General features: G+C 62.9%; 10 protein-coding genes. 1 reads left to right on the top strand and 9 read right to left on the bottom strand.

The features are described from left to right. Nucleotides 1-43 precede the first annotated feature (43 nt). From ACQ4WR_RS00455 to ppc, 7 genes are all read right to left on the bottom strand, one after another. Nucleotides 44-2,338 carry a xanthine dehydrogenase family protein molybdopterin-binding subunit gene (locus ACQ4WR_RS00455; protein WP_436484544.1) on the bottom strand — a complete coding sequence of 765 codons (2,295 nt, stop codon included), beginning with the start codon at nt 2,336-2,338 and terminating at the stop codon, nt 44-46. After that, on the bottom strand, nt 2,335-3,369 hold the full coding sequence (locus tag ACQ4WR_RS00450; RefSeq protein WP_436484542.1) for an FAD binding domain-containing protein: 1,035 nt from the start codon (nt 3,367-3,369) through the stop codon (nt 2,335-2,337). The genes ACQ4WR_RS00455 and ACQ4WR_RS00450 overlap by 4 nt, the downstream gene beginning before the upstream one ends. Beyond that, nucleotides 3,366-3,494: a hypothetical protein gene (locus ACQ4WR_RS00445; RefSeq protein WP_436484540.1), complete on the bottom strand. Its 129-nt coding sequence runs from the start codon at nt 3,492-3,494 to the stop codon at nt 3,366-3,368. Before ACQ4WR_RS00445 ends, ACQ4WR_RS00450 begins: the two co-directional genes overlap by 4 nt. Continuing rightward, nucleotides 3,494-3,961, bottom strand: a complete 468-nt coding sequence (locus ACQ4WR_RS00440) for a (2Fe-2S)-binding protein (protein WP_436484539.1) — start codon at nt 3,959-3,961, stop codon at nt 3,494-3,496. Before ACQ4WR_RS00440 ends, ACQ4WR_RS00445 begins: the two co-directional genes overlap by 1 nt. 228 nt (nt 3,962-4,189) lie before the next feature. Then, on the bottom strand, nt 4,190-5,650 hold the full coding sequence (gene pyk, locus ACQ4WR_RS00435; RefSeq protein ID WP_083292642.1) for a pyruvate kinase: 1,461 nt from the start codon (nt 5,648-5,650) through the stop codon (nt 4,190-4,192). A gap of 96 nt (nt 5,651-5,746) precedes the next feature. Then, nucleotides 5,747-6,757: a type I glyceraldehyde-3-phosphate dehydrogenase gene (gene gap / locus ACQ4WR_RS00430; RefSeq protein WP_436484537.1), complete on the bottom strand. Its 1,011-nt coding sequence runs from the start codon at nt 6,755-6,757 to the stop codon at nt 5,747-5,749. Between the two features lie 61 nt (nt 6,758-6,818). Continuing rightward, nucleotides 6,819-9,572 carry a phosphoenolpyruvate carboxylase gene (ppc, locus tag ACQ4WR_RS00425; RefSeq protein ID WP_219726853.1) on the bottom strand — a complete coding sequence of 918 codons (2,754 nt, stop codon included), beginning with the start codon at nt 9,570-9,572 and terminating at the stop codon, nt 6,819-6,821. Between the two features lie 362 nt (nt 9,573-9,934). Between ppc and ACQ4WR_RS00420 the strand changes: the two genes are divergently transcribed. Continuing rightward, nucleotides 9,935-10,390, top strand: a complete 456-nt coding sequence (locus tag ACQ4WR_RS00420) for an RrF2 family transcriptional regulator (RefSeq protein WP_102296265.1) — start codon at nt 9,935-9,937, stop codon at nt 10,388-10,390. Between the two features lie 70 nt (nt 10,391-10,460). On the opposite strand, the gene ACQ4WR_RS00415 is transcribed toward ACQ4WR_RS00420, so the two are convergent. Both ACQ4WR_RS00415 and ACQ4WR_RS00410 read right to left on the bottom strand, forming a co-directional pair. Beyond that, a complete protein-coding gene (locus ACQ4WR_RS00415; protein ID WP_436485364.1) occupies nt 10,461-12,131 on the bottom strand; it encodes a cation acetate symporter in 1,671 nt (556 codons plus the stop codon). 14 nt (nt 12,132-12,145) lie between these two features. Next, nucleotides 12,146-12,454, bottom strand: coding sequence for a DUF485 domain-containing protein (locus ACQ4WR_RS00410; protein WP_102296263.1), 309 nt, complete (start codon nt 12,452-12,454; stop codon nt 12,146-12,148). Nucleotides 12,455-12,523 lie beyond the last annotated feature (69 nt).

The following is a 12,523-nucleotide window of genomic DNA, read 5'->3' as shown; positions in this document are numbered from 1 at the left end:
CTGAATATAGCAAACGGCGGCGTGCGCCCGCCGCACGATACGCTCAGTGCCGCATCACCTTGTCGGGCGTCATCGGCGTGCTGCGCAGGCGGCGGCCCGTGGCGTGGTAGATGGCATTTGAAATGGCCGCAGCCACGCCAACGATGCCGATTTCGCCCACGCCCTTGGCGCCCAGGCGGCTGACGATGCGGTCATCTTCCTGCACGAAGATGACCTCGATGGCGTGGATGTCGGCATTCACGGCCACGTGGTATTCGGCCAGGTTGTGGTTCATGAAACGCCCCAGCCCATGGTCCATCAGGGTTTCCTCGTGCAGGGCCTGGCTGATACCCCATACCACGGCGCCGCTGACCTGGCTGGCGGCCGTGCGGGGATTCATGATGCGTCCCGCCGCCACGGCGCTGACGACGCGCGTGACTTTCACCGTGCCCAGTTCCTCGTCCACGCGCACTTCGCAAAACACGGCCGAGTGCACGGCGCGCGTGTATTTGCGCTGCTTGAGCATGTTCGGCAGCAGCAGGTATTTTTCCGCGATCTGGCTGACCTCCGCCGCCCGCAGCACATCCGTCAGTGCCAGGCCCGTTTCGTGCGCGCGGCGCAGGCGCATGCGCCCTTCCGCGAACTCCACGTCGGCCAGGCGCGCGCCGGAAAACGGTGAATCGGGCAGCTGGCTGGCCAGCTTGAACAGGGATTTTTTCAGTTTCTCGCAGGCGCCCTGCACGGCCGAACCCACCGTTGCCACATGCGAGGAACCGCCCTCGACGGGCGCCACCGGCAGGGTCGAGTCGCCCAGCTGGAAGGCGACCATTTCCAGCGGCAGGCCCAGCGCCTCGGCGGCGATGGTGGCCATGACGGTGTAGGTGCCGGTGCCGATATCGGTGGCCGCGCTGCTGACCAGCAGACGACCATCATCGTGCAGCACGGCGCTGGCGCGCGCGAACATCTGCATCGCATCCCAGATGCCGGTGGCCATGCCCCAGCCCACCCATTCCGTGCCTTCCCGGCGGCTGCGCGGCGCCAGCGGGCGGGTGCTCCAGCCAAAGCGCGCGGCACCTTGCGCATAGCAGGCGCGCAGCTCCTTGCTCGAATATGGCAAGCCGTCGACGGGATTCGACTCCGCGTAATTTTTCAGGCGCAAGGCCAGCGGGTCCATGCCCACCGCATACGACAATTCGTCCATCGCCACCTCCAGCGCGTGCACGCCGTGCGCCGCACCGGGCGCCCGCATGTCCATGGGGCTGAACTGGTCGAGCGCCACCAGCTGGTAGCCCAGGCGGATATTTTCGCACGCATACAGCTGCCCGGACCAGTTCACCACCGCTTCCACATAGTCTTCAAAACGCGACGTTTCCGCCACCGCCTCGTGCCAGATGGCTTGCAGGATGCCGTCGCGGCTGGCCGCCAGTTTCACGCGCTGCCAGGTCTCGGGGCGGTGGCCAAAGGTGAACATCTGCTGGCGCGTCATCGCCACGCGCACGGAGCGCTGCCATTTCAACGCCGCCATCACGGCCAGCGGCAGCTGGTACTGGGGCCGCAAGCCGGCACCGAAGGCGCCGCCCACATAGGGATTGCGCACGGTGACTTTCGATTTCGGCAGGCCGAACACGCGCGACACGTACCAGCGGCTGTTTTGCGAACTTTGCGTCTTGTCGTAGATAGTCAGGTGGCCGTCGGCGGAACGGATCACGGTGGAGGCAAACAGCTCCATGGGATTATGATGCTCGACGCCGCTGTAAAATTCGGCATCGATGCGGCAATCGGCGGCCTGCCAGGCTTGCTCGGCATGGCCTTTTTCGTCAGGCGGCGGCGTGTAGCCGGCTTTCAGCCCTTTCGGCTGGTGCATCCGCGCCAGGTGGGGCAGCAAGCCCGTTGCATGCGGCTGCTGGGCATACTCCACCTGCACCAGCGCCGCCGCATGGCGCGCCGCCTCGAAGGTGTCGGCCAGCACCAGCGCCACGGGCTGGCCGTTGCTGACGATGTGTTCATCGTACAGGGGCCGGAACGGCGCGCCGCCGGGGGCCGTCATGTCCTTGTAGAACAGGTCGTAACTGCGCATCTTGGGCCGGTTCTGGAACGTGATGACGTCCACCACGCCAGGCTGGGCCAGCGCCGCGCTGGTGTCGAACGAGACGATCCGGCCCCGCGTGATGGTGCTGTTGACCACCACGCCGTACAGCAAATCGCCGGCGGGCATTTCCGCCGCATAGCGCGCCGCGCCCGTGACCTTGTCGCGGCCATCCACGCGCGCGACGGGCATGCCCGTCTTCACATGGCCGGTACCCGGCTCGGCCACGGGGGTGCGCAGTTCCGCAATCAAGCCTGTCGTCGATGCGCTCATGCCGCTCCCCTTGTCATGACGGTGCTGCCATGGCCCGTGTTGTTGTGGGTACCCGCCAGCGCCATCGCCAATGCCCGCACGATGGAGCGCCGCGCCATGAGAATTTTAAAATCGTTGCCGCCCTGCCCCTGCGCTCCCTCCAGCAGGCGGTCGGCAAAGGCGGCAAAGCGCGCCGCATCGGGCGCACCCTGCAGCAGCGCTTCCGCTTGCGGCACGCGCCACGGCTTGTGCGCCACGCCGCCCAGCGCCACCCGTCCTTCGCGTATCAGCCCGTCCTCGCCGATATCGAGCATGGCGGCCACCGACACCAGCGCGAACGCGTAGGAAGTGCGCTCGCGCAGCTTCAGATAAATGGAGTGGGCGGCAAACCGCGGCGCCGCCGGCAGCGCGATGTGCGTGATCAGCTCATCGGGCGCCAGGGTGGTGTCGATGTGCGGCTGCTCGCCGGGCAGGCGGTGAAAATCGCCAAAGGCGATGGTGCGCTCGCCCTCCTGCGTGGCCACGTGCACCACGGCGTCGAGGGCGCGCAAAGCCACGCACATGTCGGAGGGATGCGTGGCGATGCACGATGGGCTGGCGCCCAGGATGGCATGCTGGCGCGACAGGCCGTCGATGGCCGGGCAGCCGCTGCCAGGCGCACGCTTGTTGCATGGCACGCCTACGTCATAGAAATAATGGCAGCGCGTACGCTGCAGCAGGTTGCCGCCATTGCTGGCCATGTTGCGGATCTGCGGCGAAGCACCGGCCAGGATGGCGGCGCTGAGCAGCGGATAGCGCTCCAGCACCAGCGGGTGGTAGGCCGTGGCCGCATTGCGTGCCAGCGCGCCCAGCAGCAAACCGCCATGCCCATCGTCTTCGATGGTATCGAGCGCCAGGCGGTTGATGTCGATCAGCCGCTGCGGCAGCATCACGCGCTCTTTCATCAGGTCGATCAGGTTGGTGCCGCCGGCAACAAAGCGCGCGCCTTCCGCGCGGATCTGCGCCAGCGCGGCGGGCACGTCGAACGGCACCACGAACGAGAGCGGGTTCATGCTGGCACCACGCCGGCCGGCGCACCGGCGCCGCCGTCCTGTGGCTCAGCAGGCAGTTGCATCACCTCGGCCAGCGCGTCGACGATTTGCGGATAGGCGCCGCAGCGGCAGATGTTGCCGCTCATTAGCTCGCGCACTTGCGCCCGCGTGTGTGCCTGCCCCTCGTTGGCGTGTGTGCCTGCCCCTCGTTGATCAGTCCCATGGCGGAACACAGCTGGCCCGGTGTGCAGTAACCGCATTGAAAAGCGTCATGCGCGATGAAGGCCTGCTGCAGCGGATGCAGTTGCGCGCCGTCGGCCATGCCCTCGATCGTCGTGACGTCGCGCCCTTCCTGCATCAGCGCCAGGGTCAGGCAGGAATTGATGCGCTTGCCGTCCACCAGCACCGTGCAGGCGCCGCACTGGCCATGGTCGCAGCCCTTTTTCGTGCCCGTCAGGCCCAGGCGTTCGCGCAGCAGGTCAAGCAGGCTGACCCACGCTTCCACGTACAAGTGATGCCGCTGGCCATTGATCCCCAGGCTGAGCGGATACAGGGGAACGGGCGGCGCGGCCTGCCGGGAGGCAGGCGGTGAGGTAGCTAAGCGGGTATCCATGGCAAACCCTTCATGACGAATCGTGGGGATGCCTGGATAGTAAGATTGTAGCGAAGGTTCTTATATGCGCTTACGCACATATGGAAAATTGAGGGGATAAGCGCGCGGCATGCGGGACCGTGCAGGGCCGGCTGAAGTGGCTATTGTCGGCTTACGCGCGCAGCGCTAAGCCGACCTACGCCGGCCTGCGCTGACGTATTTGCAGGCTGATCAACCGGCAAGCGCCGGTCAGTGCTGCCCGATCTTCATGATTTTCAGCGCATTCGTGCCGCCGACCTTGCCCATCGGCTCGCCCCAGGTCAGCACGACGGTGTCGCCCTTGGCCACGACTTTATGTTCCACCAGCAAGTCTTCCGCCTGCTGCAAGACCTTGTCGCGGTCCGTGCCGGAGGTCAGTTCCAGGGTGCTGACATTGCGGTACAGGGCCAGCTTGCGGCGCGTGCCCACGCTTGGGGTCAGGGCGACGATGGGGATGTCGATGTTGCAGCGGCTCATCCACAGTGCCGTGGAGCCCGATTCCGTCAGGGTGGCAATCGCCTTCACGCGCAAATGGTGGGCCGTAAACAGGGCGCCGTAGGCGATCGACTGGTCGATGCGCGAGAACGTGGCGTTGAGGAAATCGGCGTCCAGCTTGCAGGTATCCCACTTTTCCGCATCCAGGCAGATGGCGGCCATGGCTTCCACCGTTTCGATCGGATAGCGGCCCGATGCCGTTTCCGCCGAGGTCATGACGGCGTCCGTGCCGTCCAGCACGGCATTGGCCACGTCCGACACTTCCGCGCGGGTCGGCACGGCGTTGACGATCATTGATTCCATCATCTGCGTGGCCGTGATCGCCAGTTTATTTGACGCGCGCGCCATCTTGATCATGCGCTTTTGCAGGGCCGGCACGGCCGCGTTGCCCACTTCCACGGCTAGGTCGCCGCGCGCCACCATGATGCCGTCGGACGCATCGAGAATTTCTTGCAGGGCGGGAATGGCTTCCGCACGCTCGATCTTGGCGATCATCATCGGCTTGTGGTCCCACGCTTCGCCGGCGATATTGGCCAGTTGGCGCGCCATGACCATGTCGGTGGCGTTTTTCGGGAACGAAACAGCCACGTAGTCGGCCTGGAAGCTCATCGCCGTTTTCACGTCTTCCATGTCTTTCGCCGTCAGGGCAGGCGCGGACAAGCCGCCACCCTGGCGGTTGATGCCCTTGTTGTTCGACAACTCGCCGCCGATCTTGACGGTGGTGTGGATTTCGCTGCCGACGACTTTATCGACCGTCAGCACGATCAGGCCGTCGTTGAGCAGCAATACGTCGGCAGCACGCAAGTCGCGCGGCAATTCCTTGTAGTCGAGGCCGCAGCGCTCGATGTTGCCCAGTTCGCCGTTCTCGCCCCACTTGGCGTCGAGGATGAACTTGGCGCCATTTTCCAGGAAAATCTTGCCTTCTTCAAACTTGCCCACGCGAATCTTCGGGCCTTGCAAGTCGGCCATGATGGCCACTTCGCGGCCGCACAGGGCAGCCGCTTCGCGCACCATGCGGGCGCGGTCGATATGGTCTTGCGCCTTGCCATGCGAGAAGTTCAGACGCACGACGTCGACGCCGGCCTTGAACATGCGGACCAGGGTATCGATATCGTTCGAAGCGGGGCCGATGGTGGAAACGATCTTGGTGGCGCGTTGCTGTACTTGCATGGTCATGGTGTGCTGCTTTCTATTAATGAGTCGTGTTGCTACAAGGGCCAGCCTTGTGGGCCGGCCGTCCTGGTGCGCTGGATCAGCGCTGGTACTGTGTTCTTACTTGGCCGCCATCAGGGCGACCGTGGTGTCGAGCATGCGGTTCGAGAAGCCCCACTCGTTGTCATACCACGACGACACTTTCACGAGGCGGCCCGACACCTTGGTCAGGGTCGAATCGAAATTCGACGAAGCCGGGTTGTGGTTGAAATCGATGGAAACGAGCGGCTCCGTCTGGTATGTGAGGATGCCTTTCAGCGCGCCTTCCGACGCCGCTTTCAGCAAGGCGTTGACTTCGACCACCGTCGTGTCGCACTTGGCGATGAAGGACAGGTCGACCAGAGAAACGTTGATCGTCGGCACGCGCACGGCAAAGCCGTCCAGTTTGCCGTTCAGTTCCGGCAAGACGAGGCCGACAGCGGCAGCCGCGCCCGTCTTGGTGGGGATCATCGAATGCGTGGCCGAGCGGGCGCGGCGCAAGTCTTCATGCATCACGTCGGACAGCACCTGGTCATTCGTGTAGGCGTGCACGGTGGTCATCAGGCCCGATTCGATGCCGATGGCGTCGTTGAGCGGCTTGACCAGTGGCGCCAGGCAATTCGTCGTGCACGAGGCGTTGGAAATCACGGTGTCTGTGGCTTTCAGCACATGCTGGTTCACGCCAAAGACGATGGTGGCGTCCACGTCCTTGCCGCCCGGCGCGGAAATGATGACTTTTTTCGCGCCGCCCTTCAGGTGGGCCGAGGCTTTTTCCTTGGTGGTGAAGAAACCCGTGCATTCGAGCACCACATCGACACCCAGCTCGCCCCAGGGAATCAGGGCCGGGTCGCGTTGCGCGAAGACGCGGATGCGGTCGCCATTGACGAGCATGTTCTCGCCATCGATGGTGACAACGCCGGGAAACTTGCCGTGCACCGTGTCATAGCGCGTCAAATGCGCATTCGACTTGGCGTCGCCCAGGTCATTGATGGCGACGATTTCGATATCCTGCTGCTTGCCGCCTTCATAAAACGCGCGCAAGACATTGCGGCCGATGCGGCCATAGCCATTGATGGCAACTTTGATGGTCATGCTGTCTCCTTGATGTTTTATTTAAAACCAACCCCAGCATTTGCCCTTGGGTTAAAAAGAATCAACCACTATTCCTCAGCCCCGCCGCGATGCCATTGATCGACAAATGAATGCCCGTACGCGCCGCCGCATCCTGCTTGCCTTCGCGGAAACGCTGCAGCAACTCGACCTGCACGTGGTTCAGCGGATCAATGTAAGGGAAACGGTTGCGGATCGAGCGCTGCATCAGCGGATTGGCTTGCTGCAGCTCTTCCTGGCCCGTGATCAGTTTCAAGGCGTCCAGGGTGGCCGCATATTCGGCGCGGATGCGGGTAAAGATGGCATCGCGCAAGGCCTTGTCCTTGACCAGTTCCGCATACTTGCCGGCGATGGCGATGTCGCTCTTGGCCAGCACCATATCCATGTTCGACAGCAAGGACGTGAAGAAGGGCCAGTCCGTGTACATGCCGCGCAGCACGTCCGCGCCATCGGCCGGATGGGCGGCCAGGTAGGCTTGCACGGCGGAACCGAAACCGAACCAGCCCGGCAGCATCAAGCGGCATTGCGCCCAGCTCAAGACCCACGGAATGGCGCGCAAATCCTCGATGGACGTGGATTTCTTGCGCGAGGCGGGACGGCTGCCGATGTTCAGCGCGGCAATCTCGGCGATCACGGTCGATTCCCAGAAATACTGTTCAAAGCCCTCGGTGCCGTAGACCAGGTCGCGGTAGGCGTTCAGGGCTGTGCCAGACAATTCTTCCATGGCGGCCAAATGGCCGGCGCCAGCCGAAGCCTTCGGTTGCAGCTGCGCCTGCGGCAGCAGGGTCGACTGGATGGTGGCGGCCACCAGCACTTCCAGGTTGCGGCGCCCTACTTCCGGGTTCGCATATTTGGCCGTGATGACTTCGCCCTGCTCCGTCAGGCGGATCTGGCCTTGCACGGCACCGGCCGGCTGGGCCAGGATGGCTTCGTAGCTGGGTCCGCCGCCACGGCCCACGGAACCGCCGCGGCCATGGAACAGTCGCAGCTTGATCTGGTATTGCTTGAAGACATTCACCAGCTCGATCTCGGCCTTGTAGAGTTCCCAGCCGGAAGTGAGGAAACCGCCATCCTTGTTGCTGTCCGAATAGCCAAGCATGACTTCCTGCTGGTCGCCGCGCGAGGCCAGCAAGCCGCGGTAGAACGGCAGGCCGAACGCGCGCGCCATGATGGCGGGGCCGGCGCGCAAGTCGTCGATGGTTTCGAACAGCGGGATGATGTTGACGTCCACTTCGCGGCTGTCCTGGCGCAGCAAGCCCACTTCCTTGAGCAGCAAGGCCACTTCCAGCAAGTCCGAGACGCTGGCCGCCTTCGAGATGATGCAATTCGGCACAGATTCCTTGCCATATTTGACATGCGCTTCGCGCACGGCGCGGAAGATGTCAAGCTCGGACGTGGTTTCTTCCGAGTATTGCGCATAAGGCGAGGTCAGCAGGCGTGGCGAGTCCAGCTCGGCCAGCAGCAAGGCGATGCGCTGCTCTTCGTCCAGGTCCAGGTAGACGAGGCCAGGCTTGACGCCAGCAAACAGTTCGCCCACCACGCGCTCGTGCACGTCGGAATTCTGGCGCAAATCCAGCGGTGCCAGCGAGAAACCAAACACCTTGACGGCGCGGCGCAGCTGGCGCAGGCGGCCTCGGGCCAGCGAACGCAAGCCATTGCTGACCAGCGAATGCTGCACCACGTCCAGGTCGGCCAGCAGCTCGGCAGCGGAAGCGTACGACTGCACGCCGTCGGCCTGCCTGCCCTTGCCAGTGAGCACGACGCGCGTGGCTTCCAGGCGCGCGTGGATGCCGTGCAGGGCGCGGCGATACGGCTCGTCCACGCGGTGCGGCGAGGCATCGGCCGAACGTTCAGCCAGCGCGCGCAGCGGTTCGCTGCAGGAATTCAATATTTGCGCCAGCGACAGTTGCGACGCCAGCTTGCGCAACTCGCCGAGGTAGAAATCGAGCACCTTGTCAGCCTGGGTTTGCAGGGTGCTGCGCAGGATGTCGGCCGTGACAAACGGGTTGCCGTCGCGGTCGCCGCCGATCCAGCTGCCGACCTTCATGAAATTGGGCAATTCCACATCTTCCCAGCGGGCATCGCGCTGGGCCAGCATGCTTTCCAGCGAAGAATACAACTTCGGCAGTTCGCGCAAAATCGTGTGGTCGTAGAACGACAGGCCATTGGCCACTTCATCCATGACGGACAGCTTGCTCGTCCGCAGCAAGCGCGTTTGCCACAGGGTGACGATGCCGCGGCCCAGCGCTTCTTCGTTCTGCTCCACCTCTTCCGGCGTCATCTGCACACGGTCGCGTTCGTTCAACAGGCGCGCGATGGCCATCTGGCAATTCTGGATACTCTTGCGCTGCACTTCCGTCGGGTGCGCCGTGAACACGGGGCTGACAAAGGCGTCTTCAAAGAAAGTTTCCAGGGCATCGGCCTGGCCCGCGTCCAGCACATTGCCGACGGCATGGCTGAGACTACCCTGGCGCGGCGGCGAGCCGGCGATCAAATGGGCGCGCGTGCGGCGAATGTGATGCTGATCTTCGGCAATATTAGCCAGCAGCGAGAAGTAGCTGAAGGCACGTGTCAATTGGGTGGTTTCTTCCTGCGACAGCGCTTGCAGCGCATCCGACAGTTGCGTGCCTGCCACTGCGTCATTGTCGCGGCGGAAACGGATGGCCAGCTGGCGTACATGTTCGATGCGTTCAAAGGCAGGGTCGCCCAGGTGATTGCGGATGGCGTCGCCCAAGAGACGGCCCAGCTGGCGGATATCGCTGCTCAGCAGCTCGTCTTTCACTTCATTCATTTGCATGGTATGTATTTCCTGGGGCGGCCGCCTTGCCGGCACCGCACAGATTGCGTAGTACGCGCTTCCCGGCCGGGAAACGCCCATCGTCCAATTTGTAGTAAATTTACCTTATTGTTTCACCATCCTCTTGATTTCCATCAACAAAATCCATGCTCAAAGGGCTTTTACGGGCGTACAAGCTGTTTGCCAAGGCAACAATATGAAAATTTACTACGCATTTGAGCGAAAGGCAACCAACTTTTGCCTTTCGAGGCGGAAATGTGACGTGAAAATGCGCAGCGGCCCGGCACTGGCCAGACACTTTTCCTGTATGCTGGCAGCCAGAAAGAAGGATGTAATCCACATCTTTATCAACGCCACCGACGATGCGACTGACTGCCTACACCGACTACACCCTGCGCACCCTGATGTACCTGGGCGTGCACCGCGACCGCCTCGTGACCATCCAGGATATTGCCGACCTGCACTCCATCTCGAAGAATCACCTGATGAAGGTGGTGCATCAGCTGGGCTTGTCCGGCATCGTGGAAACCGTGCGCGGCAGAAATGGCGGCCTGCGCCTGGCGCGCGAGCCGGCCGAGATCAATATCGGCACCGTCGTGCGCGAGACGGAAAGCGACTTCTTCATGGCCGAGTGCTTCAACAAGGACAACAACACCTGTCCGCTGACACCAGACTGTCAGCTGAAGGCCAAGCTGGGCCAGGCCACGGCCGCCTTCCTGGCCGTGCTCGACACCGTGACCCTGGCCTCGATACTGGCGGAAACGCCAGGCGCGCCCGCACTGGCGCCGGGCGTGATACCGCTGCGCGTGGCCAGGTAAAAAGCCGCGTCAGAAACAACAATGCCCGGCGAACCGGGCATTGTTTGTTTCAGCAACTACATCAGCAATATCAATGCGCGCTGGCACCTGCCGCGCCGATGCCTGTTTCCGAACGCATTTGTTGCGCTTCGTAGCCGGCACGGTCGATGCGCGCGCGCGGGCTCTTGTCGAGCACCGAGAACAGCCAGATGCCGACAAAGCCGGCCGTCATCGAGAAGATGGCGGGCGAAGCATACGGGAACAGCGCTTCGCCGTAGCCCAGCACGTCGACCCACACGGACTTCGATACCACCGTCAGGCCCACGGCCGTGATCAGGCCGATGAAGCCGCCGATGGTGGCGCCCCGCGTGGTGCAGTCTTTCCACAGCACCGACATGAACAGCACGGGGAAGTTGGCGGAAGCGGCGATGGCGAAGGCCAGCGACACCATGAAAGCGATATTCTGCTTCTCGAACACGATGCCCAGCACCACGGCGATGATGCCCAGGGCAATGGTGGTCAGGCGCGATACCTTCAGTTCGTTGGCGCCCGTGGCCTTGCCCTTCTTGAACACGGTGGCGTACAGGTCATGCGACACGGCCGAGGCGCCCGACAGGGTCAGGCCCGCCACCACCGCCAGGATGGTGGCAAATGCCACGGCCGACATGAAGCCGAGGAAGACGTCGCCGCCCACGGCCTTGGCCAGATGCACGGCCGCCATGTTATTACCGCCCAACAATTTACCAGCAGCATCCTTGAAGTCAGGATTGGTGCTCACCAGCACGATGGCGCCAAAGCCGATGATGAAGGTCAGGATGTAGAAATAGGCGATCCAGGTGGTAGCCCAGAACACGGATTTGCGCGCTTCCTTGGCGCTCGGCACCGTGAAGAAGCGCATGAGGATGTGCGGCAGGCCGGCCGTGCCGAACATCAGCGCCATGCCGAACGAGATGGCGGAGATCGGGTCCTTGATGAAGCTGCCAGGGCCCATGATGGCTTCCTTGGTGGCGTGCACTTCGACGGACTTGGCGAACAGGGCTTCCGGGCTGAAATTGAATTGGGCCAGCACGGCGATGGCCATGAAACTGGCGCCGCCCAGCAGCATCACCGCCTTGATGATTTGCACCCAGGTGGTGGCTGTCATGCCGCCGAACAGCACGTAGATCATCATCAGGGTACCGACCAGCACGACGGCAATCCAGTATTCCAGGCCGAACAGCAGCTTGATCAGCTGGCCCGCGCCCACCATCTGCGCGATCAGGTAAAAGGCCACGACCACCAGGGTGCCGGAGGCCGAGAAAATGCGGATCGGCGCCTGCTTGAAGCGGTAGGCGGCCACGTCGGCAAAGGTGAAGCGGCCCAGGTTGCGCAGGCGCTCGGCCATCAGGAAGGTGATGATGGGCCAGCCGACGAGAAAGCCGATGGCATAGATCAGGCCATCGTAGCCGTTCAAAAAGACGGCGGCGGAAATGCCGAGGAAGGACGCGGCCGACATATAGTCGCCGGCGATCGCCAGGCCATTTTGAAAGCCCGTGATGCCGCCGCCTGCCGTGTAGAAGTCGGAGGCCGACTTGGTTTTCGCGGCCGCCCACTTGGTGATGAACAGGGTTAAAATGACGAAGGCGGCAAACATGATGATCGCCGTCCAGTTGGTCGGTTGCTGTTGCGCCTGGCCCAGGTCGGCGCCGGCCGCCAGCACGCTGTTGCTGGCCGTGGCACCCAGCAAGCTCAGAGCTGCCAGGCAGGACAGTTTGCGCTGCATCGTGACGGCGCCGCTCATGCCTGCACCCGTGCCTGGATGGCGCTGGTCAGGTCGTCGAATTGCTTGTTGGCGCGGCGCACATAAATGCCCGTCACCAGCACGGTAAACAGGATGACGAACAGGCCGATCGGCATGCCCCACGTCATGACGCCGACACCGGTTTTGGTGGCAAGAAATTCCTTATTGAAAGCGATGAGCAGGATGTAGCCGTAGTACACCACCAGCATCACGCCCGTCAGCGCCCAGCCGAAGCGGGAGCGTACCCTGACCAGCTCATGGTAGCTGGGGTCGCGCTTGATTTTTTGAACCAGATCGTCATGCATTGTGTTGCCTCCTGTTATGTGAATGCCTGCTCTTTTGTGCGAGCTTGGATTCACAGTACAGGCCGAGGC

Origin of the sequence: Janthinobacterium amylolyticum, assembly GCF_051380655.1 — a bacterium.
GTDB lineage: Bacteria > Pseudomonadota > Gammaproteobacteria > Burkholderiales > Burkholderiaceae_D > Janthinobacterium.
Note: the sequence above shows the minus strand (reverse complement) of the source record. Positions and strands in the feature narration are given on the sequence as shown.

Bases quoted from the DNA above. Each gene is read 5' to 3' on its own strand.
- ACQ4WR_RS00410 (WP_102296263.1), bottom strand. From the start codon at position 12,454: ATGCATGACGATCTGGTTCAAAAAATCAAGCGCGACCCCAGCTACCAT.
- ACQ4WR_RS00440 (WP_436484539.1), bottom strand. From the start codon at position 3,961: ATGGATACCCGCTTAGCTACCTCACCGCCTGCCTCCCGGCAGGCCGCG.
- ACQ4WR_RS00415 (WP_436485364.1), bottom strand. From the start codon at position 12,131: ATGCAGCGCAAACTGTCCTGCCTGGCAGCTCTGAGCTTGCTGGGTGCC.
- ACQ4WR_RS00445 (WP_436484540.1), bottom strand. From the start codon at position 3,494: ATGAGCGGCAACATCTGCCGCTGCGGCGCCTATCCGCAAATCGTCGAC.
- ACQ4WR_RS00455 (WP_436484544.1), bottom strand. From the start codon at position 2,338: ATGAGCGCATCGACGACAGGCTTGATTGCGGAACTGCGCACCCCCGTG.
- ppc (WP_219726853.1), bottom strand. From the start codon at position 9,572: ATGCAAATGAATGAAGTGAAAGACGAGCTGCTGAGCAGCGATATCCGC.
- pyk (WP_083292642.1), bottom strand. From the start codon at position 5,650: ATGACCATGCAAGTACAGCAACGCGCCACCAAGATCGTTTCCACCATC.
- gap (WP_436484537.1), bottom strand. From the start codon at position 6,757: ATGACCATCAAAGTTGCCATCAATGGCTATGGCCGCATCGGCCGCAAT.
- ACQ4WR_RS00420 (WP_102296265.1), top strand. From the start codon at position 9,935: ATGCGACTGACTGCCTACACCGACTACACCCTGCGCACCCTGATGTAC.
- ACQ4WR_RS00450 (WP_436484542.1), bottom strand. From the start codon at position 3,369: ATGAACCCGCTCTCGTTCGTGGTGCCGTTCGACGTGCCCGCCGCGCTG.